Source organism: Geothermobacter hydrogeniphilus (assembly GCF_002093115.1).
Classification (GTDB): domain Bacteria; phylum Desulfobacterota; class Desulfuromonadia; order Desulfuromonadales; family Geothermobacteraceae; genus Geothermobacter_A; species Geothermobacter_A hydrogeniphilus.
This window is the reverse complement of sequence record NZ_NAAD01000002.1, coordinates 68,380-89,443: the sequence shown is the minus strand read 5'-3', so window position 1 is coordinate 89,443 and position 21,064 is coordinate 68,380. Positions and strand designations below refer to the sequence as shown.

Below are 21,064 nucleotides of genomic sequence, written 5' to 3'. Positions count from 1 at the left end.
GAACTCAGGAGGGCGTTATGCGTCGCTTTAGAAAAATCCGCTTGCTGGCCATCTTGTTGACCGGAGTGTTGCTCTGCGGCCTCTGGTTGACGCCGAATTCGGGTGCCGAGGACGATGGTGAGGAGAACCCCTATCGTCAATTGCAACTCTTTACCGATGTTCTGAGCATTGTCCGCAAAAGCTATGTTGAAGAGGTCGATCTGAAACAATTGATCTACGGTGCCATCAACGGCATGCTTGAGTCCCTTGATCCCCATTCCGGGTTCATGCCGCCGGAGGTTTACCGGGAGATGCGTATTGACACCAAGGGTGAATTCGGTGGGCTGGGCATCGAAATCACCATGCGTGACGGTCAACTGATCATTGTTTCACCGATCGAGGATACCCCGGCTTTCCGGGCCGGATTGCAGCCCGGTGACCAGATTGTCAAGATCGAGGACCGTTACACCAAGAGCCTGAGCCTGATGGAAGCGGTCAAGATGATGCGTGGTCCGGCCGGCAGCGAAATCAATATCACCGTCATGCGTGACAGTTTCGATGTGCCGAAGAAATTCACCCTGATCCGGGAAGTTATCCGCATCCATTCCGTCAAGTCCAGAATGCTGGATGGACAGATCGGCTATGCCAGGTTGACCCAGTTTCAGGAAAAGACCGGCGACGAACTGCACCAGGCCCTGGCCGCCCTGAACAAAGAGAGCGGCGGCGCCGGTCTTGGCGGGTTGATTCTCGATTTGCGCAACAACCCGGGGGGATTACTTGATCAGGCCGTTGCCGTTTCCGATACGTTCCTTTCCTCCGGTCTGATCGTCTATACCGAGGGGCGTGAACCGGAGAGCCAGATGACCTTCTCGGCACATGCCGCGGGGACCGAGCCGAACTATCCCATGGTGGTTCTCATCGACGGCGGCAGTGCCAGTGCTTCGGAAATCGTGGCCGGGGCGCTGCAGGATCATCATCGGGCCCTGGTCCTCGGAACCCGCAGCTTCGGCAAGGGCTCGGTGCAGACCATTATCCCGCTTGCCGACGGTGCGGGGTTGCGCCTGACCACCGCGCGTTACTTTACCCCCAGCGGAACCTCCATTCAGGCTCGGGGGATTACCCCTGATATCGAAGTTCACCCGCTGCAGGCAAAAGAAAGTGAGGAAGAGCAGCATTTCAGTGAAAAAGATCTCGCCCATCATTTCGCTACGCCACCCGCTGCCGGGGACAGTGAAAAGGTTCCTGCAAAATCACGCCTGAGCAAGGAAGACCGCAGTGATTACCAATTGATGCGGGCCCTGGATCTGCTCAAGGGGATGAAGATCTTTCAAGCGGAGAAACAGGCGGCCTGAAAGGGTTCCCGATTCAGGAGATTGAAAGCCGGAATCCGGCCCTGACAGTTTGGCGGCAAGAATGGCATCCCGTAGAACACAAAAGAAAAAACAACCGGCTAAGGCCCGACGATCCAGAGCCGGCGGCCAGGGCAACGGCCTTCGGGTTGCCCTGGCGGTCCTGTTCCTGGGGGGATTCCTGCTCGGCAGCCTGCTTTTTCTCGCCCGGATGCGCGAGCACTACCAGGTCCCGGTCAAATCGCCCGACACCCGGCTGCTGCTGGAGGACGTCAGGGTTGAACTGGAAAGCGCCATGTTGCGCAGCGGCGCTTCTCTGCAGCACCTTGTCGCGCGGCAGCGGGGAGAGGTGACCGAACTGACCCTGTCAGCGTCTTTCCCCTCCCGGGAGGTTCTCGACGAACTGCGTCGGCGCCTGGGCCGCCTGGCCGGTACGATTGAACTGCAGGTCGATACGTCCGGGCGTGCGCTGGCGGTACTGCTTGACGGCAGAGTCCGTTATCGCCTTTTCTTCCTCCAGACCGAGGCACCTCCCGTCCCTGCCGGGGCGCGGGTCGTCATTATCATGGACGATCTCGGCCGCGACCTGCAGAGGGTGCGTCAACTGCTTGATATTGACCTTCCGGTGACCTTGTCGATCCTGCCCAACACCCGGCATGCCGCCGAGGTGGCGACCCTGGCTCATCGGCACAAGCGCGAGGTCATGATCCATATTCCCATGGAGCCGCTCGCCTATCCCGCTACCAGTCCGGGGGACAACGCGTTGCTGGTTAAATTGTCGAACGGGGAGATCCGCAAGAGATTCTACAGCTATCTGGAAAAAATACCCTACGCCGTCGGCGGTAATAATCACATGGGGTCACGTTTTACCGCCAACGCGGGGAAGATGCGGCCGGTGCTGGAGGTGATGCGCGGCGAGGGACTGTTTTTCATCGACAGCCGCACCACCGGATTGTCGGTGGCCGCGGCCGAGGCCAGGGATATCGGTGTTCCGGTCGCCTCGCGGGACATGTTTCTCGACAATGACCGCGATGTCGATCGCATATCTCTGCAGATTCGCAAGCTCGCCCTGCTTGCGGCGCGCAGGGGCAGCGCCATCGGCATCTGCCACCCTTATCCACAGACGCTTGAGGCCCTGCGGCGCGAGCAGGGTTTTTTGCGTGACCGGGGCGTCCGGGTGGTGCCCGCCTCGGCGCTGGTGCAGCGACCCGGGACGGGTTGAAAGGACGCTCGAGGCGTTATACCCCCTGCAGGCGCATGCCGACCAACTGCTTGACCTGGCTGAAGGCTCGATAGTTGCTGCCGGCGAGGATTTCCTCTGCCTGGCCGTCAGGCCCCTTGCGCAGCAGTGCGAATTCGCCGGGAATCTGTTTCTCCAGGCGGTTCCAGAATTTCAACAGGCTCGATGGGCCGCGGTTGAAGAGACCGTCGCGGGTATTTGTCGCCACCGGTCGGCTGGAGAGCTCCCGACCTTCTTCGTCGAATCGGAAGAAGACGGGGCCGTCCGCCCCGGAGGGGACGGCAAGAGCAAAGTAGCTGCGCGTTGCCGATTCGAGAAAAAGTTCCTGCATGCCGTTCTGGGATGGCTTGCCCCTGCCGCCCTGGTAGACGGAGCCGAAAACCATGTCGGTGAAACAGTCCGATTCAATGAAGCCGGCCTGGTTGCTGTCGCCGGTTTCCAGGTAAAATCCCTCGATACCCGCAGCCGGCAACTGTTCTCCGCAGGCCAGGCACCGGCCGGAGAGCCGCTCCAGCCGCTGCCGATGGCCTTGTTGCCGGCGTTGCAGGAGAGTCGACAGGGCGGCTGCCATCTCCGCCAGGCGGCGCTGGTCGGCGGCGTCGACATCCAGCAGCAACTGGCGGGCCTGGCTGGCAAGCTGCAGATGAACCTCGGTGCCGCGTCCGTGAGTCAGGATCGGGTAGACTTTTCCCTCCGGATTGGTGTTGAGGGATTCCACCTTCGGGCTCTTGGCGATAAAACCCTCCATGCAGCGATAACCGCGGTTGAGGGCATAGGCCTTGAGCAATTGGTAAGGGTTGGTGAAGGGGCCTTCCTGGTAGCGGATGCGGGAATCAACCAGGCAGGGCAGGATGCGCAACGCCTGCCGGGACAGTTCATGGTGCTCGAAAAAGCGGTAGAGCCGGCGGCTGTTTTCCAGTGAAGGAGCGTCTTTGACCGGGACAATGACCCGGTCGGCGCAGTAGAGGGCATTGGCGGTGAATTCGTCCAGGTCTGGACGGGTGTCGATCAGTACCACCCCCTGCAGGTCGGCCTGGCAGAGCAGGTTGCCGAGCAGGGCCGGGTCGCTCATCCGTTCGCGCAACTCCCCCAGTCGCAGGCTGGAGGGGATGAACTGGACGCCGAATTCCCCGGTCTCAAGCAGCTCCTGGAGCGGCGTTCCGGTCAACAGGGAATAAACGTCTCCGGTCGGCTGCCGGTTGCCGATGCGGAACATCTGATCGACGGAGAAATGGTTGTCGAAACTGAACAGCGTTACCGGCAGGTCTTCGCGCAGGGCTTTGAGATAGATGGCCAGATTGGTTGCCAGGGTGGTTTTTCCGACTCCACCTTTTTCACTGGCAATGGTCACGACATAAGGTTGCATGCACGTACTCCGAAAAGATGACGGCCGTCATCGTGTGGCGGCGCAAGGTATTCATAGGAGATTTAACCGTGGAAGTCAACGCAGGATGAACGTTCCAATGCACGGATTGGCGGCGCAGGGACCACTCAGTGTTTCTCGACTGGTCAGCCTGCTGCAGGAGCTGGTCGAGGATAATTTCGTCGAGGTGCTGGTCGAAGGCGAACTTTCCAATTTTTCCCGCCCGGCCTCGGGTCATCTCTACCTGACCCTCAAGGATGCCGAAGCCCAACTGCGCGGCGTGATGTTCCGCAGTCAGGCGCGGAGACTGAAATTTCAGCCGGACAACGGCATGCAGGTGATCTGCCGGGGGCGGATTTCGGTTTATCGTTCGCGTGGTGAACTGCAGCTGATCATTGAAAGTATCGAGCCGAGCGGGGTCGGCGGGCTGCAGCTGGCCTTCGAGCAACTCAAGCGGCGATTGGCGCAGGAGGGCCTGTTTGCCGAGGCGCGCAAACGTTCCCTGCCGGCGTTTCCCCGTCGCATCGGGGTGGTGACGTCCGCGACCGGGGCCGCCATTCGCGATATTCTCAACATCCTCGGGCGGCGCTCGGTCGGAGTCGAGGTCCTGGTGCGGCCGGTTCGGGTCCAGGGGGAGGGGGCGGAAGAGGAAATCGCCGCGGGAATCGCTGATCTCAATCGTTGCGGCGTCGACGTCATGATTGTCGGTCGTGGCGGTGGTTCCCTCGAAGACCTCTGGGCTTTCAACGAGGAGGTGGTTGCCCGCGCGGTGCATGCTTCGGCCTGCCCGGTGATTTCCGCGGTCGGTCATGAGACCGACTGGACAATCTGTGATTTTGTCGCTGACCTGCGGGCGCCGACGCCGAGTGCCGCGGCGGAACTGGTGGTTCGCAACCGCCGGGAGCTGGAGTCTCATCTCGATCAACTGGCGCTGCGCCTGGCAGGGCAGATGCGCGGCCGCATTCAGCTGCTGCGGGAGCGGGTGACCGGTCTCAGCCGGCGACTGATTCCGCCGCAACAGCAGCTGCAGCTGCAGCGCAGCCGGTTCGATCATCTGCAGCAGCGCCTGTACCGTTCTGTCGCCAGTGGCCTGCAGATGGCGCGGCAGCGCCTGGAGCTGTCGTCGGCGCGACTCGATGCCCTGTCGCCGCTGCACACTCTTGCCCGGGGGTACAGCATTGTTTTTAAACACCCGGGACAGACGGTGGTTCGTCATGCTGCCGATGTCGGTCCCGGTGACAAGCTGCGGGTCAGGCTGGCTGAAGGGGTGCTGACGGTGGCGGTGGAAGAATCCGAGCCTTGAAAGGTTGGTTGCTGCTGCTGTTACTGGTTGCTTCTCCGGTTTTCGCCGCCGGACTGAAGGTTTATCCCCGGCAGGTGCAGGACGGAGAAGCTTTTCTGTTGCGACTTGAAGCGCCGGATGTCATTTTTGCCGCTGTTCGCTGGAATGATGCCCCCGCTATTTTCGATCTGCAGCACGACCGGGGCAGGCTGTTGCTGGCGGTCAAGCCAGGTCAGGCTCCCGGACGTTATCCGCTGCAGGTCTACGCTGTCGACCGGGCCGGCAGGACCAGGCGCTATCGGAATGAGCTGAACGTTGTGGCCGCCCGTCGCCCGGTCGAGCGTTTGACATTGCCGTCGGCGCAGGTCACCCCCCGAAAGCCGGCTGTCTTGGAGCGCATCGGTCGGGAACGACGAATGTTGCAGGAAATCTATGCCGTTGATACTCCCTCCCGGTTCTGGAGTGGTTTCCGCCGCCCGGTCGATAATCCGGTCGGCAGCCCTTTTGGCCTGCGGCGGATTCTCAACGGACATCCGAAATCGCCCCATTCCGGGGTTGATTTTCGCAGTCCCCGTGGAACCCCGGTTCGAGCTCCTGGGGCCGGGACTGTCCGCCTGGCGGATACGCTTTTCTATACCGGGAAAACGGTGGTTATCGACCATGGCGGCGGACTGGTTTCGGTTCTGGCGCACTTGCAGTCACTTGGGGTGAAGCCCGGCCGGGACGTGCGTCCCGGCACAATCGTCGGTGAGGTCGGCAGCACCGGGCGCTCCACCGGGCCCCATCTGCATTGGACCGTGCGCCTGGGAGGGATTCCCACCGACCCTCTGACTCTGACGACACTGTTGAGGACGCGGGAAACCATGGTCCATCCCGTCGGAAAGGACTGATGACAAGCTGGTTCTTCCGGTTTCCGGCGGGCACGCAAAGATCTTGACTCGGTTTCGTCCAACCGGGATAATCCAACTTTAATGCTTTCGCAAGAAAGTAAAAATGTGTTGGCCGAGAAAGAAATGCCGTCAACTTTCAGGTGTGAGGAACCGTGGCTAAAGAAACATTTGAGACATCATTGAAAAAGCTCGAAGAACTGGTTTCCCGGCTGGAAAATGGCGATCTGACCCTGGAAGAGTCATTGCGCTGTTTTGAATCGGGCGTCAAGCGGGTCAGCCGTTGCCAGGAGTTGCTTGCGGCGGCCGAAACGCGGGTGCAGCAATTGACCCGCAGTGCCGACGGCAACCTGGAGATGAAACCCTTTACAGCTGAAGAGGACACCTGAAGTGGATTTGAAACAGTATCAGCGTGAGTGCCTTGAAGCGGTTGACCGGGCCCTTGATCATTTCCTTCCGGGCGAGGATGTCCTGCCGGTCAACCTCCACAAGGCGATGCGCTATTCGGTCTTCGCCGGCGGCAAGCGCATCAGGCCGGTGTTGATGATCGCCGCCTGCGAAGCTGCCGGCGGTGAGCGCGAGACTGTCCTCCCGGCGGCCTGCGCGATGGAGATGATTCATACCTACTCACTCATTCATGATGATCTGCCGGCGATGGATGATGATGATTTCCGGCGTGGCAAACCGACCAATCACCGGGTGTTCGGTGAGGCCCTGGCGATTCTGGCCGGAGACGGGCTGCTGACCGAGGCTTTCCGGTTGTTGGCCGACCCGGATGCCGGTGCCCGACTTGCTCCGGTGACGCGGTTGCGGATCCTTGAGTTGATGGCCCGCAGTGCCGGCTCGTTCGGCATGGTCGCCGGGCAGGTGGTGGACATGGAATCAGAGGGCAGGGCCATCGACTTCCCGACCCTGGAATTCATCCATACCCGCAAGACCGGTGCCCTGATCCTGGCAGCCATTCAGACCGGCGCCCTGGTTGCCGGAGCGGATGAAGAGACCTTCGCCTCTTTGAGTCGTTACGGAGAAGCCGCCGGGCTCGCTTTCCAGGTCGCGGATGATATCCTCGATATTGTCGGCGACCAGGCGCAGCTCGGCAAGGATGTCGGCAGTGACCAGCAGCGCGGCAAGGCGACTTACCCGGCTCTGCTCGGGCTTGAAGAGGCGCGCCAGAAAGCCGTTGAATTGCGGGACCTGGCCCTTGCGGCCCTGCAGCCGTTCGGTGAGGAGGCCGAGCCGCTGCGGCAGATCGCCCGTTATATTGTCGATCGAAGTGTTTAAAGTGGACTGCGGGATCTTTCGACCCGGGGCAGACCGGTCATCCGATCCGAAAGAGCCGGTATCCGGTTGACAGCCCGGCGACAGTCCTCAGGGGAGAGGATAAAGACAATGTTGTTGGAAACCATAGAATCACCGGCCCGGATTAAAGATCTGAGCCGCGAACAGCTCAGGCAACTGGCCGATGAATTGCGCAGTGAGATCATCCAGTCCGTGTCCAGAACCGGCGGGCATCTGGCCAGTTCCCTGGGGGTTGTCGAGCTGACCCTGGCCCTGCACCGGGTTCTTGACAGTCCCCATGACAAGATTGTCTGGGATGTCGGCCACCAGGCCTACGCCCACAAAATGCTCACCGGCCGGCGGAAAGCTTTTTCCACCCTGCGTCAGCTCGACGGTTTGAGCGGGTTTCCGAAACGATCCGAGAGCCCGCACGATTCTTTCGATGTCGGGCATTCCAGCACCTCGGTTTCCGCCGCTCTCGGCATGGCGGCGGCTCGTGACGCCTGCGGCGGAGAAGAAAAGATCGTTGCCGTCATCGGTGACGGTTCCCTGACCGCTGGGCTTGCCTACGAGGCCTTCAATCAGGCCGGGCATCTGAAGAAGAATCTGGTCGTCATTCTCAACGACAACGAAATGTCGATTTCTCCCAACGTCGGGGCGATTTCCTCATTCCTGAGCCGGAAGATGACGTCCGATTTCTTCGTCCGCATGAAGAAAGAGGCGACCCAGATTATCGGTTCGATGCCGAAAATCGGCAAGGACCTGCTCTCTCTGGCGAGTCGTGCCGAGCATTCTCTGAAAGGGTTCCTGACGCCGGGCATGCTGTTCGAGGCTTTCGGCTTCGATTACTTCGGTCCCATTGACGGTCATAATCTCGATGAGTTGATTGAAACCCTGACGAATGTCACGCGCCTGGAGGGGCCGGTGCTGGTGCATGTCGTTACCCGCAAAGGCCATGGTTTTGCTCCGGCCGAGCGGGAGCCGTCGAAATTTCACGGCGTCGGACCATTTGATGCCGAGACCGGCGAGGTCATCGCTGCCAAGGGGGGCGGCGGAAGCTTTACCGGGGTTTTCGGTTCGACGCTGGTGCAGATGGCCGCGCGGGACGAGCGCATCGTCGCTATCACTGCCGCCATGCTGGAAGGGACCGGGCTGAAGGAATTTTCCACCACCTTCCCGGAGCGGTTTTATGATGTCGGGATTGCCGAACAGCATGCCGTGACCTTTGCCGCCGGACTCGCCTGTCGTGGCCTGCGGCCGGTGGTCGCCATCTATTCGACTTTCATGCAGCGCGCCTATGACCAGGTGGTCCATGATGTCTGCCTGCAGAATCTGCCGGTGACCTTTGCCATGGATCGTGGCGGGCTGGTCGGGGCCGACGGCCCGACTCACCATGGAGCTTTCGATCTGTCTTTCATGCGTCACATTCCCAACCTGACCTTTATGGTGCCGCGGGACGAACAGCAGTTGCAGCGTGCCATGGAAACCGCCCGACTGCATGACGGTCCTTTCGCCTATCGCTATCCGCGCGGCAAGGCCCTGGGGCTTGCTCTGGCTGACCAGCCGCAGGCGGTTGAAATCGGCAGCGGGGAAGTGCTGCGGGAGGGTGACGACGGGGCTGTCCTGGCGGTCGGTTCGGCTGTGCAGGCGGCGCTTGAGGCTGCCGAGACCCTGGCGGCCGAAGGGGTGCAGCTTCGGGTGATTGATCCCCGTTTTATCAAGCCGCTGGATGAACGTTTGCTGCTGCAGGCGGCCGCGACCGGACTTGTTGTCACGGTCGAGGAGAATACGCTTCAGGGGGGGTTCGGCAGTGCCGTCAGCGAACTTTACGCTGCTGCCGGTGTGGCGCCGCGACTGGTTTTGATCGGCCTTCCTGATCGTTTTATCGAACAGGGAAGCCAGGATCAGCTGCGCGCGCGATATGGCCTTGATGCGGATGGCCTGGTCGGGCGGATTCGGGACGAGCTGAAAACCGGGGACGTTACGGGAGCGGCGGCGGCGGGTTCCTGACGCGGGGATTCTCTTCCGCTCGGAGGTTTTCAGGGCGAAATGAACAGGCCCGCGAGCCCGGCCACCGACAGATACCGGGCTCCTTTGCCGGTGCCGGTCAGCAACAGAAACCAGGGAACCGGGACCCGGCAGTAGCCGGCCAGCAGGCAGAGGGGGTCACCGATGATCGGCAGCCAGCTGAAGAGCAGGGACCAGCTGCCGAATTGCTGGTACCAGCGGGCCGCGCGGCGTTGACGGTCGGGTGAGATACGCAACACGCGTTTATTGAGCCAATCCGCACCGTAGAAACCGATGAGATAGCTGGTCAGGGCGCCGAGAGTATTGCCGACGGTGGCTGTCAGAACGCAGGCAAGGGGATCCTTGCCGACAGCCAACAGGGCGACCAGCAACCATTCGGACCCGAGCGGGAGCAGGGTCGAGGCGGCAAAGCTGAGCAGGAACAGGGCCGGCAGGCCGTGCTGCAGCAGCCACTGTTCAGGCATATTGACGTTGTTGAGCCTGTTTGTTCAACTGGCGGATGCGGCCGGCTTTCTCCAGCAACAGGGCGGCGTGAGCGGCCAGCTGGGTGAGGCGCTGCAGGTCGGCTTCGTTGAAAGGCAACTGGCGGGGATGCCCGGCCATGACCAGCAGGCCGATCGGACGTGTCCCGCTTCGTACCGGGATGGCCAGTACGCCCGGGGTGATGAAGAGTGCTTGGCGTTCCTCCGCGGCTGTTTTCTGTTCCAGCTTGGGTGGCAGCTTGCCGGCGATCAGAATGGGCCGCCCATGGTCGAAGATCGCACTGAGCAGACCGTCCGGGATTTTTTCGGCGCAGGCCCGGCAAAATTCCTGGTCCAGTCCCCGGCTGAGCTTGACGGCAAGGTCTCCATCTCTGCCGATAAGGGCCAGCAGCCCGCGTTCGGCATGAACCAGCCCGACCGCTGCGTCAAGCAGCCCCTGCAGCAGTTCCCCCGGATCTTCGAGCATTGCCAGACGTTCAAGGGCGTGCTGCAGTTCCGACATGCGGTTCAGGGTGCTGCTCATCTGCCGGTTTCGCACTTCAAGTTCTATAACCAGTTGTCGTTCTTCCTGCCGCAACTGGATCGCCCGGTAGGCCCTTTCCAGGGCCTGGAAAAGAAATTCCCCCGAATCAATCGGTCGAACAATGAAATCGTGAGCACCGTTGCGCAACGCCTGCAGCAGGTTGTAGGAGGAGGCGTTATGGGTCAACAGGATAACCTCGATATCGGGACGCTTGCGTTTCAGTTCCTTGAGCAGAAAAAGCCCGCTACGGCTCGGCAGCTCGGTTTCGGTCAGCACCACGTCAATGCGGCGCCGTTCGATCAGTGCCAGGGCGGCTTCGCAGGAGGCGGCTTCAAGAACCTGGTACTGTTCCTGGACAAGGAGCAGCTTGAGGCTGGTACGGCGGGTGGCGACATGATCGACAATGAGGAGCGTACGGGCCATGGGGTCTATTCTCCGCTTGGCAACAGGCTGCGGACGGCGGTTTCGAGATTCTTTTCGGTAAAGGGTTTGGTCAGGTAGATTTTTCCGCCGGCGGCGAATCCCCGTGCCATATCGTCCGGCTGGTCCCTGGCGGTCACGAAGATGATCGGAATGTGTCGGGTTTCGTCCAGGCTGTGCAGTTTGCGCGCAAGAGCGAACCCGTCTTTGCCCTGAAACATGACGTCAAGAATAATCAGGTCGGGTTGCCGCTGTTTGGCCAGACCATAGCCCTCTTCAGCACTGGCGGCCTGCAGAACCTGATATCCCAGGCGTGTCAGGGCGTTGGCTTCAAGTTCCCGCACCGCCGGTTCATCTTCCACAACCAGAATGGTCTGTTGCATGGTTGCCCCATGGAGTTATGCGTCATATCGGGTTTGGAACAGACTGATTAAATAATTACGCCCACTTATATCACAGGACGGAGAAAGATGAAAATCGGCTTCGCCAACGCGGGTTAATCGGGTCTGGTGATGCGGAGGATATCGGCCTTGGTCATCAGGTAGAGAAACCGGTAAAGTTCGTAGTCGAGCATGGTTGTCGCCACGCAGACATCCCGGATTGGTCGTTTCCCGTCGATCAGCGAAAGAACGAATTTCTGGTGGACCGTCATGCGTCCGCTGTTGGCCTTGTCCCGTCCCCCGGGGGCAAATTCGAGAACGGTGTCAAGCGTGGGAATCATTTCCCGGATATTACGCCATTCGTTCTGGTGAGCGGCGGCTTCCTTGAGAAAATCATCAACACTTAAATTCAGGTTGTCATTCGACTTGGGGGCGCCATTGCCGGGGATGAACTCGAAAACACCCTCGGGGAAAACAATCAGCGAGTGGAGAACCATCTTGGCCTGGTAACGGAGGGATTCAAGCAGATCCCTGTTTTTCAACGCGCCCATTCTGATCAGGGCCTCCCCGAGGCGCAGGCTGTTGTCCCCTTCGCACATGACCAGCGCCTGATCGCGCTGATCTTCACTGATCTTTCCCTCGCGGACCAGCAGATAGCCGAGCTTGTTCATCAGAAACCCGGTCTGGTTGTGATTGCCGAGGTTGAGAGAACTGACGCTGGTGATCTTCCCCTGGCGGAAAAGAATCTCTTTTCGGTTGTGTTTCGACGAGACCTGCAGCATGCCGGATTGTTTCGAGGCGGAAATCAGCTGCAACAGTGCCGGGATCTGCCGCGGTCCGAGTTTCCCGTCGAGCTGCAGTTGCCCGGAAGGCAGCTTGACCGTTTCGGCCGCAGGATCCTGTTTTCCGGTCTCCCCGTCACCGGGCAGGTCTTTCGGTGGTTGGAAAAACGGAGGTTGCGTCGGCGTGGATGGCTCCGAGGCAACCTCGGCGGTCTGCCGGTTGTGCAGCTCCGACCAGTCGTGCTGGATCAGCAATTGCGGTGCGTGCGCGGGCGGACGCCGTCGCGGACGGCGCTGGTAGATGAGGAGAAACTTGACCAGCAGGCCGCTGAGAACGACAGCGACGATCAGCAGCAGGTAATGACGGTTGTTGCTGGTGCCTCGAAGGTTGTCGGCGGAGACATGCCGGGCCTGGCGTGTGTAGGGCGTCGGGATCTTGCCCAGCACCGGCCCCGGAGTTCGGCTGGTCTCCGCGGAAACCTCGACGGTGGGAGGCGTCGTGGAGAGGTGCCTGTCCGGTTGCGGTCTTTGGGCCGGCCTGGTGATCGGCTGCTGCCGGGCCGTCATGGTGACGGGGGAGGGCGGTTCAGATATTTTCCCGGTCTTCTCTTTGCTTGAGAGGGTGCCTGCCGCGGGTTTGTCCGGGGCAGGGACAGCCGGGAGGAGGCCTCCCGTTTTCCGGGCCGGAGAGGTTGTGGCGGCAGCTTTGCCGCGTTGGACGTCCGGGGCCGGTCGGGTTGATGCGGGATGGACGGCGGCGGATTTTCTTTTTGCCGGCCGGGTCGGGCGTTCCAGTTCAACCATGGCGCCGGGGGTGCCGAAGTCGGCAACGTGCATGGCCCGCAGGATCGGCAGGGCTGTCCGGTCGGTGTCCATGACCAGCAGCAGGTCCTGCAACTGTTGCCGCCGGTTGCGCCCCAGCCCTCGTCTGGCGACCATGGAACCGGGGCGGATCCCCGAACCGGTTTCGGGGAGATAGTCGACCAGACGAAAAAACTCACCCTGGCGCATAGCGGCGAGGAAATCCTGTGACAGGATGGCGATATCGACCTCGCGGTAGCGGTTCATCCATTCCCTGAGCCGTTGCTCACTGTTGAAAATACGCAGTTTGACGGTTTCGTGCAGGTTGGCGCGCAGATAATTCGCCAGTCTGGCGGCCTGGGCTTTATTCTGCACCAGGGAGGTTTTGCCGGGAACGACGCCGAAAGTCAGGTCGCCCCAGGCCGGACCGGAGAGGCAAAAGAATATGACCAGGAGTAGGGAGATGCGTGTCATTGAATGAGATACCGTCATGAGCCGGAGGCAAGGTTGTCTGAATCTTGAATCACCGAGCGCGAATCTGGCGTACTGCAGTCGGGTTTTGGAACTGTGCCGGGGAACTTTGAAAGGAAGGGACAGGTGCGCACCTCTGCTGAGGTGGTGAAAAAGTCAAACAGAATTGAACCCCTCCATGTCAAGGCCGCGGCCCCGCAGGTTCGCCTGAAGGCGATTGGAAAGCGATTGTACATACGATCGAAACCTGGCGGTGGCAGTCGCGCCAGTATCGACAATCACTTATCCAGCAGCAATATAACAGAACCGGTCCACGTTTGACCAGCGCTTTCAGTTGTCTTTGTGAACGACTTTTTATCTGATATCGGGATGGTCGCCGCAACGTCTTTTACGATAGAAAGACGCCATTGCGATGATGATTCCGGAGATGATAAGGACGCCTCCCGCCAGGGCCAGGCGGGACCCGGGGTCATAATTTATGGTCAGGACGCTGTAGACCCTGAGCAAAGGCTGTGTCGGTCGGATGCGAATTCCCGCCGACACCAGCGGGTAGGGCAATGGTCCGCGCAGGAAGTACCAGCCGCGCCACTCCGCTTGTCCCGGCTGTTCCAGGCGCAGCAGCATGGCGGGGTCCCCCAGGCGGTTGCCGCGTTTCAGCACCCGGCCGCCGCGGATCGCGGCGTCGGGATAGAAGGTTTCGACAGTCAGGCGGCTGCCGGAATCGAAATTGACGCGACTGCCGGGCTCCAGATCAAGAGTTCCCCGCTGTGGCTGGAAAAACCTGAAACCCCGGACATCCCGGCCAAAGGAGACCGGTACCACCACCAGACCGCGCCAGAGCAGCGGGTGATTGATGCTGACCTCGGCCGCTGCCAGCTGTTGATCACCCCTGAGCAGGGTAACCCGGCTGCGCATATCGAGGGGACGGCCGGTTTCGCTGAGTCGGGGTTCGAAATGGTCCAGCCGCAGATAATGTCCGGGCAGGCCGCTGATCGGGTAAGGCTGGTTGAGATAGAGCGGAACGCTGTCGTGGCGGAATCCGGAAAAACTGCCCCAGACGTAGGCGCCGAGAACCAGTACGCAGCCGAGGTGAATCAGGTATTCGCCGAGTTTACGCCAGCGGGCGCGGATTTTTCCCAACCAGTCAATGAAGCAGCAGAGGGTGTTGATGCCCAGCAGCAGCACCAGGGTGGCGAAGAGAGTCAACCACCAGCTCAGTCGGAGATGAGCCGTGCCTCGGGTTTGCCACCAGTCGATCAGGGTCTGCTGGTCGATGCCGCCGAAGACATTCGGGTTGAAGTGCATCACCAGGGAACCCGCCATGGCCAGGAATGTCGCCCCGGAAGCCAGCACGATGGCCAGTTTCAGCGAGCAGCAGAGGCCCCAGAGACGTTTGCTGAAAGAAGGTCGCGGCGTCATGGCGGTCAATCCAGCGGATGGTTGCTTTCCAGCAACAGTCCGATCCCGAGATAGGTGAAGAGTACCACGGCAAAGCCGAGAATCGACAGGATCGCGTAGCCCCTGCCCTGCCAGCGGCGGACAAATTTGGCGTGGCACATGCCGGCGTAGAAAAGCCAGACGATGAAGGACCAGACGCCCTTGATATTCCAGGAGAAATAATAACCCCAGGCGATGTAGGCCCAGATGGCGCCGAACAGCATGCAGGCGGAGAAGAGACAGAAACCGAGAAACACGGCCTCTTCATTGAGCTTCCGCAGCAGGGCCAGGTCCGGTAACTGACGGGTTGGTCGCGCCTGTTGCCAGAGGTAGAGAACCCCGATGGAAAAGGCCATGGTAAACATGGCATAGCCGGTAAACGAGAAGATGATATGCAGGGTGAACAGGGGTGTATCGAGACTTGGAATCAACGCCGGGATGGCCGGATCGCGCGGCAGGATGCTGGCGATCAGCAGCAGGTTGACAAACATCACAAACAGTCCGGCGGCACCGATGCGGTAACGCAGATCGAAGTAGAGATAGGTCAGGGCCAGCGACCAGCTGAAGAAGAACTGGGTCGAGAAGAGATTGGTGACCGGGAGAAACCCGGCCGCCTGCCAGCGCAGCAGCAGGCTGCCGCTCTGGGCCAGCCAGCCGCAGGCGACCAGGGCCAGCGCAATTCCGGCCAGCCGCCGGGACGCGAGACGCAGGTTGCCGAGGTAGCCGAGAACCGCGGCCAGGTAACAGCCGCCGGCAAGGTAGAGCAGGGGGATCTGGTATTGAAGCATAGGGGTCCGGGTCCGTTCCCTGTGACGATTGGCTTCCGGATCATTCGGAAGCACTGCAACTCCGATTCGGAGGAGCCTAACACAAATTCCCGAATCAGTGAACTCATTGCCGGTGAGCGGCACAAGCCTTTATCCCTCCGGCGGTTTCAAGACCTCTGTGACGCACCCGCCGGTTCACCGGTGATTTCTGGAAACCGCATTCAGGTCAAGTCGTTGCGCTCTTCATCCGGCATGATCCGGCCGGAAAAGTTTTGTCAACCACGGATTGGCATCGGGTTGACAGGATGTTTGTCAGATGCTAGTTTCCGCTTGCCATGACGGATCACTATTACAGCGTCAGAATGCGTTCCAGCCGTCAGCAGCGGCACATCTCCGGTGCCGAGCGGCTGGTGCCGCCTGACCGGGTGGTCGAGACCGGGCGGGAACTGCTGCGGCGGGCCATGAACCACAGTCGTGGCGTGTCCGAACAGGTGCATCTCAGCATCGACCTGGTTCCCGCGGGGCAGATTCGCGAAATCTGCCTGCCGCCGCTTGAAACCTTTATGGTTGCGGATTGGCGCCAGGGGCGTCAGGCGGCCGTTGAGTCACTGGTGGCCGCCGGGGTGCCGGAGACGGTTGCCGCCGACGCACTTGCCCGGCTCGCAGCCGGGCCCGGCCCGGCGGGAAGCAGCCTGCGCGGCGCGATGCTGATCGATGTTGCCGATGGCCGGCGGCTTGATAACGATTCCGCGCGGGGAGTGCGTGTCAGCCGCATGGATATCAGCCCCGGAGCTCTGGCCCGGTTGCGTCGCCGGCTGGGCCCGCTCGGACTCGACAATGACCACGTCCGCGAGGCGCTGGTGCTGGCGGCGAAGGTTCTGTCGGCGCCGGGCCTGGTCGCCGAACTCTGCTGGTCGGACGACCCGGACTATACCGCCGGCTACGTGGCGGCTCCGTCTTTCGGGTACCGGCGTTTTCCGCATCTGAAGAACGTTGGTGATGAGCGGGGCGGCCGGGTCTTTTTCGTTCGCGGCGACACCCCTGTCGCTGAGCTGGTTTCCTATCTTGAAAGGCAGCCGGTGCTGGTGACCCGGATTGCCGAATGCGCCGCGCCCGTGCCCTGGAGGAAAAATGCCTGAAGGGTGGAAAAAGGAACTGGGGAAGCTGGCCGAGGAGGGGATGTTGCGCGGCCTGCGCACCGTCGACGGTCCTCAGCGTCCCAAGGTTGAACTGGATGGCCGTCAGGTGCTGCTGCTCTGTTCCAACAATTATCTCGGCCTGGCCGACCATCCCCGGGTTGTCGAGGCGATGGTGCGCGCCACCCGGGACTTCGGGGCCGGATCGGGAGCCTCGCGACTGGTTTCCGGCAGTATGCGCGAACATCATCTGCTGGAGGAGCGGCTGGCGGCATTCAAACAGACCGAAGCGGCGTTGCTGTTCAATAGCGGTTTCGCCGCCAATACCGGGATCATCTCGTCCCTGTTCGGCCCCGCGGACACCATCTTCTCCGACGCCCTGAACCATGCTTCGATCATCGACGGCTGTCGTCTTTCCGGGGCGCGGGTGGTGGTCTATCCGCATGCCGACAGCAACGCTCTCGAAGCCCTGCTGGAGCGGGAGCGGAAGAATCGCCGCGGGCGCTGGCTGATCGTCAGCGACGGCGTTTTCAGTATGGACGGTGATATCGCGCCATTGCCGGAGCTGGTCCACCTCAAACAGAAATATGCCGCCCTGTTGATGATAGATGACGCTCACGGTACCGGTGTCCTTGGTGACGGCGGGCGGGGGACGGCCGAGATGTGGGGTTGTCTTGGACAGGTTGATCTGCAGATGGGAACTCTCGGCAAGGCTCTCGGTTGCTGCGGTGCCTACCTGGCGGCGGACAGGGTGGTGATCGACACCCTGATCAATCGCTGCCGGCCGTTTATTTTTTCCACCAGCCTGCCGCCGGGAGTGGCCGCCGCGGCCCGTGCCGCCATCGACCTGGTGGACAGTCCCGAGGGGTTGCGGTTGAGGAATGAACTGCGGCGCAAAACGGCTCTCTTCGCCGGCCGTCTGCGCGACGCCGGTTGCGATCTGCTCGGCAGCCGGACGCAGATCGTTCCGATTCTGACCGGAGAACCGGAGCCGACCATGACGGCCAGCCGGCAACTGCTGGACGCCGGTTTCTTTATCCAAGGGATCCGACCGCCGACGGTTCCCGATGGTCGGTGCCGGTTGCGGGCCACGGTCATGGCCGACCATGATGACGCCGATCTGGAAGCGGCGGCCGCCGAGATTGTGCGGATTGTTCGTCCTTCAGCATGATGACCGAGGTCCTGACATCGACGGTTGCCGGGCTGCGGGTCCGGCGCGCTGGACAGGGGCATCCGCTGCTGTTGCTGCATGGCTGGGCCATGAGCGGTGCCGTTTTCGGTGAACTGCTGTCGAACCCGCCGTCGGGGCTGGAGCTGATCGCCATCGATTTACCGGGGCACGGCGGCAGCACGGCGTCGGCAGAGGACAGCCTTTCCGTGTGGACCGAAAGAATCGAAACAACGATCAGGGAACTCGAACTGCCGTCCTGGTCGCTGTTAGGCTGGTCGCTCGGCGGGATGCTGGCGCTGCAACTGGCCGGGCGGGGCAATGTCAACCCGGAGCGGTTGCTGCTGGTCTCGACCACGCCGCGTTTCACCGTCGCCGAGGATTGGTCCGCCGGCCTGCCGCTGCCGCAGCTGCGGGCCATGCAGCGTGATCTGAAGAGGGCTTTTCGGCCGACCCTGGAGGGGTTTTTCCAACTGCTGTTCGCCGCCGATGAGATCAATCGCGAACGTTACCGGCAGATCGCCCGTTTCGCCGTCGGTCCGGACTTGCTGCCCGATGAAGGGAGCGCCGCCGATGGCCTGCGCATCCTGCAGCGGGAAGACTTGCGCCCCCTGGTTGAAGCCATCCCGGTGCCGACCCTGGTGCTGCACGGTGACTGCGATGAGGTTATCCCGGTTGCGGCGGGCGAGTGGCTGGCCGCCAATCTGCCCGCTGCCCGTCTCGAACGGTTTCCGCGGGTCGGCCACGCTCCGTTTTTCAGTTCCCCGGGAATTTTCCTGCGCCTGGTCGGAGATTTCTGTCGATGACGCCGGTGGCCATTGATAGCCGGCTGGTCCGCCGTCATTTCGATGCTCACGCCGAAGATTACGACCGTTACGCCCTGGTTCAGTGCCGGGTGGTGGAACGGCTGGCGGCGACCTGCGCTGTGCCGTTGCGGGGGGGCGGCGCCATTCTCGATGTCGGAACCGGGACCGGTCTGCTGGCCCGACGGCTGCATCGCCTGGCGCCCCGGCGACCACTGGTGGTTTCGGATCTGGCGCACGGCATGACCCGTCACGCCCGCACCGGTCTCAGTGCCTCCGCAGCGGTCGATGCCGACGCGGTCGCGCTGCCCTTTGCCGGCGCCAGTTTCGGGCTGGTCGCTTCCAGTTCTGTCTACCAATGGGTCGAAGATCTTGACCTGGCATTCACCGAGGTGGCCAGGGTGCTGCTCCCCGGCGGCTGGTTCGCCTTTGCCCTGTTTGGCGAGAACTCCCTGCATGAGCTGAAGGACTCTTATCGCCGGGCCCTGCGCGACTGCGGGTCGGAGCGCCGTTCGCACCTTCAGGAGTTCCCGGGGCGTGAGCAGACTCTTGCCGCCCTTGAGGCGGCTGCCTTCGAAGTCCATGACGTGTTCGTTGAAGAGGAAGTCGACTGCTATGGGGATGTCCCGCAACTGTTGCGGGCATTGAAGAAGATCGGCGCCGGCAATGCCTCCCGGCAGCGTCCACCGGGCCTGGCTTCGCGGCGGGTGATGGAGCGGATGATGGACATTTACCGTCGTGATTACGGAGCTGCCGAGGGTATTCCGGCAAGCTATGAAGTCATCTACGGCCTCGCCCGCAAGCCGGGCCGGGGAAGGCCATAATCTCCCCCCGGGGGGGCAAAAATGTCCAACGTCGCAGATGGACGTTTTTCATCAGCCCTTGCTAAAGGACCTGCAGGACCGCGCACTTGAGATACTCGGTCTCCGGGCAGGAGAGCAGTACCGGGTGATCGTAGGCCTGGCCGCGCATTTCCAGCAGGCGTACCGTCCGTCCCGCCTGGGTGGCCGCTTTGCGCAGGGTGTCGAGAAAAATATCCCGTTTCAGGTGGTAGGAACAGCTGCAGGTGAAGAGGTAGCCGCCCGGCTCGATCAGTTCCAGCGAACGGCGGTTGATGGTCAAATAGCCGCGAATCGCTTCCGGCAGGCGCTTTTTGCTTTTGACGAAAGCCGGCGGGTCGAGCACGATGGTGCCGAACTGCCGGCCTTCGCGTCCCATCTCACGCAGCAGCTCAAAGACATCGGCCCGTTCAAAACGGCAGACATTATCCTGATAATTGAGCCGCGCGTTGGCTTCCGACAGGGCGATGGCCCCCGCTGAAATGTCGACGCCGAGGACTTCACGGGCACCGAAGCGGGCGGCATGCACCGACCAGCCGCCCGAGTAACAGAACAGATCAAGGACCTGTCGGCCTTCAACCCGGCCTCTCAAGGCCTGGTGATTTTCTTTCTGGTCGAAGAAATGACCGGTTTTCTGACCTTCCATCAGGTCGATTTTGAAGCGCAGGCCATGCTCATTGATGATCAACTCCTGCGGCAGTTCCCCGTGCAGCAGTTCGACCGCGCGATCCAGTCCTTCCAGTTCTCGTACCGCGACATCGTTGCGGGCGACGATTGCCCGGGGAGAGAAAATGTCAAGCAGGGCCTCCAGGATCAGGCTTTTGCGCCGTTCCATGCCCAGGGTCAGCAGCTGGATTGCCAGCACATCTCCGTAACGGTCAACGACCAGGCCGGGCAGACCGTCGCCCTCTCCATGCACCAGGCGCAGGGCCGGAAGATCGCCGTAGATCTTCTGCCGGTAATCGGTTGCGGCCAGAAATTTGCGGCGGAAAAAATCGGTTTCGTCGATCGATTCGCGTTGACGGGTGACCAGACGGGCGGCGATCAGCGGTCGCGGGTTGTAGTAGGCGACGCCGATGAATTCACCACGCGCAGACAGGACTTCGACGGCCTCTCCGGGTTCCGGAGCCCCCTCGAGCCGGGCGATTTCGTTGCTGAAAATCCAGGGGTGACCGCTGCGGGACCGGCGATCGTGACCCCGGTGCAGGATCAGGGTTTTCATGCGCAGGCCATCGGCTCGAACAGGGCATCGACAATCTGGCGGGCCTCGTCGGAAACGACATGATAGTAAACTTCGACCCCCTCGCGGCGCCCCTGGATGATTCCCTTGTTCTTGAGCAGTGCAAGATGCTGTGAGACCGTGGCCTGCGGCAGTTCAAGACATTCCCATATCTTCTTCACGTTGCAGGTTTCGGTTGCCAGTCCGGCAACGATTTTCAACCTCACCGGGTGGCCGAGAACCTTGAGTATCTCTGCCTGGCGATCGTAACTGAGTCCCTTGTCAAACGGCATCTTGTTCATCATCTGCGCACCCACCTTGAAATGAGACCTTCATCTTTCAGGCCGGTGCAGGCCGGGGGATTCAGGTCGAATGAAAAACATCATATATGAATATTATGCCCTGTGGCGGCATCGCGTCAACCCGAATT

The 21,064-nt window shown here is 61.3% G+C and carries 20 protein-coding genes; 11 read left to right on the top strand and 9 right to left on the bottom strand.

All coding sequences use genetic code 11. The features are described 5' to 3' along the window. Positions 1 to 17 precede the first annotated feature (17 nt). A complete protein-coding gene (locus B5V00_RS02255) occupies positions 18 to 1,331 on the top strand; it encodes a S41 family peptidase (RefSeq protein ID WP_085009105.1) in 1,314 nt (437 codons plus the stop codon). A gap of 61 nt (positions 1,332 to 1,392) precedes the next feature. Beyond that, positions 1,393 to 2,550: a divergent polysaccharide deacetylase family protein gene (locus B5V00_RS02250; protein WP_085009103.1), complete on the top strand. Its 1,158-nt coding sequence runs from the start codon at positions 1,393 to 1,395 to the stop codon at positions 2,548 to 2,550. A 16-nt stretch (positions 2,551 to 2,566) separates the two neighbouring features. Here the strand turns inward: B5V00_RS02250 and B5V00_RS02245 are convergent, their stop codons facing one another. Continuing rightward, entirely contained in the window at positions 2,567 to 3,934 is a 1,368-nt protein-coding gene (locus tag B5V00_RS02245; protein WP_085009101.1) for a ParA family protein, read from the bottom strand. A gap of 97 nt (positions 3,935 to 4,031) precedes the next feature. Here B5V00_RS02245 and xseA point away from each other — a divergent pair, with 97 nt between their 5' ends. From xseA to dxs, 5 genes are all read left to right on the top strand, one after another. Beyond that, the gene (gene xseA, locus B5V00_RS02240) at positions 4,032 to 5,234 is read left to right on the top strand and encodes an exodeoxyribonuclease VII large subunit (protein ID WP_085009099.1); all 1,203 of its coding nucleotides are present in this window, start codon (positions 4,032 to 4,034) and stop codon (positions 5,232 to 5,234) included. Then, a complete protein-coding gene (locus B5V00_RS02235; protein WP_085009098.1) occupies positions 5,231 to 6,103 on the top strand; it encodes a M23 family metallopeptidase in 873 nt (290 codons plus the stop codon). The genes xseA and B5V00_RS02235 overlap by 4 nt, the downstream gene beginning before the upstream one ends. Before the next feature lie 152 nt (positions 6,104 to 6,255). Next, on the top strand, positions 6,256 to 6,489 hold the full coding sequence (locus B5V00_RS02230) for an exodeoxyribonuclease VII small subunit (RefSeq protein ID WP_085009096.1): 234 nt from the start codon (positions 6,256 to 6,258) through the stop codon (positions 6,487 to 6,489). Position 6,490: 1 nt separating this feature from the next. Continuing rightward, entirely contained in the window at positions 6,491 to 7,381 is an 891-nt protein-coding gene (locus B5V00_RS02225) for a polyprenyl synthetase family protein (protein WP_085009094.1), read from the top strand. A gap of 108 nt (positions 7,382 to 7,489) precedes the next feature. After that, the gene (gene dxs / locus B5V00_RS02220) at positions 7,490 to 9,388 is read left to right on the top strand and encodes a 1-deoxy-D-xylulose-5-phosphate synthase (protein WP_085009092.1); all 1,899 of its coding nucleotides are present in this window, start codon (positions 7,490 to 7,492) and stop codon (positions 9,386 to 9,388) included. 29 nt (positions 9,389 to 9,417) lie between these two features. Here the strand turns inward: dxs and B5V00_RS02215 are convergent, their stop codons facing one another. From B5V00_RS02215 to ccsA, 6 genes are all read right to left on the bottom strand, one after another. Continuing rightward, positions 9,418 to 9,870 (bottom strand): YqaA family protein, encoded by a 453-nt coding sequence (locus B5V00_RS02215; RefSeq protein WP_085009090.1) that lies wholly within the window; start codon positions 9,868 to 9,870, stop codon positions 9,418 to 9,420. Further along, positions 9,863 to 10,834, bottom strand: coding sequence for a response regulator (locus B5V00_RS02210; protein WP_085009088.1), 972 nt, complete (start codon positions 10,832 to 10,834; stop codon positions 9,863 to 9,865). Before B5V00_RS02210 ends, B5V00_RS02215 begins: the two co-directional genes overlap by 8 nt. A 5-nt stretch (positions 10,835 to 10,839) precedes the next feature. Then, positions 10,840 to 11,214 carry a response regulator transcription factor gene (locus B5V00_RS02205; RefSeq protein WP_085009086.1) on the bottom strand — a complete coding sequence of 125 codons (375 nt, stop codon included), beginning with the start codon at positions 11,212 to 11,214 and terminating at the stop codon, positions 10,840 to 10,842. Positions 11,215 to 11,327: 113 nt separating this feature from the next. Further along, complete coding sequence (locus tag B5V00_RS02200) at positions 11,328 to 13,268, bottom strand: DUF4388 domain-containing protein (RefSeq protein ID WP_172399585.1); 1,941 nt, start codon at positions 13,266 to 13,268, stop codon at positions 11,328 to 11,330. A gap of 351 nt (positions 13,269 to 13,619) precedes the next feature. After that, on the bottom strand, positions 13,620 to 14,684 hold the full coding sequence (locus B5V00_RS02195) for a cytochrome c biogenesis ResB family protein (protein ID WP_085009081.1): 1,065 nt from the start codon (positions 14,682 to 14,684) through the stop codon (positions 13,620 to 13,622). Positions 14,685 to 14,689: 5 nt separating this feature from the next. Beyond that, a complete protein-coding gene (gene ccsA / locus B5V00_RS02190) occupies positions 14,690 to 15,490 on the bottom strand; it encodes a cytochrome c biogenesis protein CcsA (protein ID WP_085009079.1) in 801 nt (266 codons plus the stop codon). Between the two features lie 314 nt (positions 15,491 to 15,804). Here ccsA and B5V00_RS02185 point away from each other — a divergent pair, with 314 nt between their 5' ends. Genes B5V00_RS02185 through B5V00_RS02170 form a run of 4 tightly spaced genes read left to right on the top strand, consistent with a single transcriptional unit; the run spans position 15,805 to position 19,400 of the window. Further along, complete coding sequence (locus B5V00_RS02185; RefSeq protein WP_085009077.1) at positions 15,805 to 16,608, top strand: 6-carboxyhexanoate--CoA ligase; 804 nt, start codon at positions 15,805 to 15,807, stop codon at positions 16,606 to 16,608. Beyond that, positions 16,601 to 17,776, top strand: coding sequence for an 8-amino-7-oxononanoate synthase (bioF, locus tag B5V00_RS02180; RefSeq protein ID WP_085009075.1), 1,176 nt, complete (start codon positions 16,601 to 16,603; stop codon positions 17,774 to 17,776). The genes B5V00_RS02185 and bioF overlap by 8 nt, the downstream gene beginning before the upstream one ends. Next, complete coding sequence (locus B5V00_RS02175) at positions 17,773 to 18,579, top strand: alpha/beta fold hydrolase (protein ID WP_085009073.1); 807 nt, start codon at positions 17,773 to 17,775, stop codon at positions 18,577 to 18,579. The genes bioF and B5V00_RS02175 overlap by 4 nt, the downstream gene beginning before the upstream one ends. After that, a complete protein-coding gene (locus B5V00_RS02170) occupies positions 18,576 to 19,400 on the top strand; it encodes a methyltransferase domain-containing protein (protein ID WP_085009071.1) in 825 nt (274 codons plus the stop codon). Before B5V00_RS02175 ends, B5V00_RS02170 begins: the two co-directional genes overlap by 4 nt. Positions 19,401 to 19,461: 61 nt before the next feature. Here B5V00_RS02170 and B5V00_RS02165 read toward each other — a convergent pair whose 3' ends face one another. Together B5V00_RS02165 and B5V00_RS02160 are read right to left on the bottom strand one after the other, a co-directional pair. Beyond that, on the bottom strand, positions 19,462 to 20,637 hold the full coding sequence (locus B5V00_RS02165; RefSeq protein WP_085009070.1) for a class I SAM-dependent rRNA methyltransferase: 1,176 nt from the start codon (positions 20,635 to 20,637) through the stop codon (positions 19,462 to 19,464). After that, entirely contained in the window at positions 20,634 to 20,927 is a 294-nt protein-coding gene (locus B5V00_RS02160; protein WP_085009362.1) for an ArsR/SmtB family transcription factor, read from the bottom strand. Before B5V00_RS02160 ends, B5V00_RS02165 begins: the two co-directional genes overlap by 4 nt. Positions 20,928 to 21,064: the final 137 nt, after the last annotated feature.

What these genes read in the sequence shown, in the direction of transcription:
- B5V00_RS02255 (WP_085009105.1), top strand. Translation starts at nt 18, where the DNA reads ATGCGTCGCTTTAGAAAAATCCGCTTGCTGGCCATCTTGTTGACCGGA.
- B5V00_RS02250 (WP_085009103.1), top strand. Translation starts at nt 1,393, where the DNA reads ATGGCATCCCGTAGAACACAAAAGAAAAAACAACCGGCTAAGGCCCGA.
- B5V00_RS02245 (WP_085009101.1), bottom strand. Translation starts at nt 3,934, where the DNA reads ATGCAACCTTATGTCGTGACCATTGCCAGTGAAAAAGGTGGAGTCGGA.
- xseA (WP_085009099.1), top strand. Translation starts at nt 4,032, where the DNA reads ATGCACGGATTGGCGGCGCAGGGACCACTCAGTGTTTCTCGACTGGTC.
- dxs (WP_085009092.1), top strand. Translation starts at nt 7,490, where the DNA reads ATGTTGTTGGAAACCATAGAATCACCGGCCCGGATTAAAGATCTGAGC.
- B5V00_RS02215 (WP_085009090.1), bottom strand. Translation starts at nt 9,870, where the DNA reads ATGCCTGAACAGTGGCTGCTGCAGCACGGCCTGCCGGCCCTGTTCCTG.
- B5V00_RS02210 (WP_085009088.1), bottom strand. Translation starts at nt 10,834, where the DNA reads ATGGCCCGTACGCTCCTCATTGTCGATCATGTCGCCACCCGCCGTACC.
- B5V00_RS02205 (WP_085009086.1), bottom strand. Translation starts at nt 11,214, where the DNA reads ATGCAACAGACCATTCTGGTTGTGGAAGATGAACCGGCGGTGCGGGAA.
- B5V00_RS02200 (WP_172399585.1), bottom strand. Translation starts at nt 13,268, where the DNA reads ATGACACGCATCTCCCTACTCCTGGTCATATTCTTTTGCCTCTCCGGT.
- B5V00_RS02195 (WP_085009081.1), bottom strand. Translation starts at nt 14,684, where the DNA reads ATGACGCCGCGACCTTCTTTCAGCAAACGTCTCTGGGGCCTCTGCTGC.
- ccsA (WP_085009079.1), bottom strand. Translation starts at nt 15,490, where the DNA reads ATGCTTCAATACCAGATCCCCCTGCTCTACCTTGCCGGCGGCTGTTAC.
- B5V00_RS02185 (WP_085009077.1), top strand. Translation starts at nt 15,805, where the DNA reads ATGACGGATCACTATTACAGCGTCAGAATGCGTTCCAGCCGTCAGCAG.
- bioF (WP_085009075.1), top strand. Translation starts at nt 16,601, where the DNA reads ATGCCTGAAGGGTGGAAAAAGGAACTGGGGAAGCTGGCCGAGGAGGGG.
- B5V00_RS02175 (WP_085009073.1), top strand. Translation starts at nt 17,773, where the DNA reads ATGATGACCGAGGTCCTGACATCGACGGTTGCCGGGCTGCGGGTCCGG.
- B5V00_RS02170 (WP_085009071.1), top strand. Translation starts at nt 18,576, where the DNA reads ATGACGCCGGTGGCCATTGATAGCCGGCTGGTCCGCCGTCATTTCGAT.
- B5V00_RS02165 (WP_085009070.1), bottom strand. Translation starts at nt 20,637, where the DNA reads ATGAAAACCCTGATCCTGCACCGGGGTCACGATCGCCGGTCCCGCAGC.
- B5V00_RS02160 (WP_085009362.1), bottom strand. Translation starts at nt 20,927, where the DNA reads ATGCCGTTTGACAAGGGACTCAGTTACGATCGCCAGGCAGAGATACTC.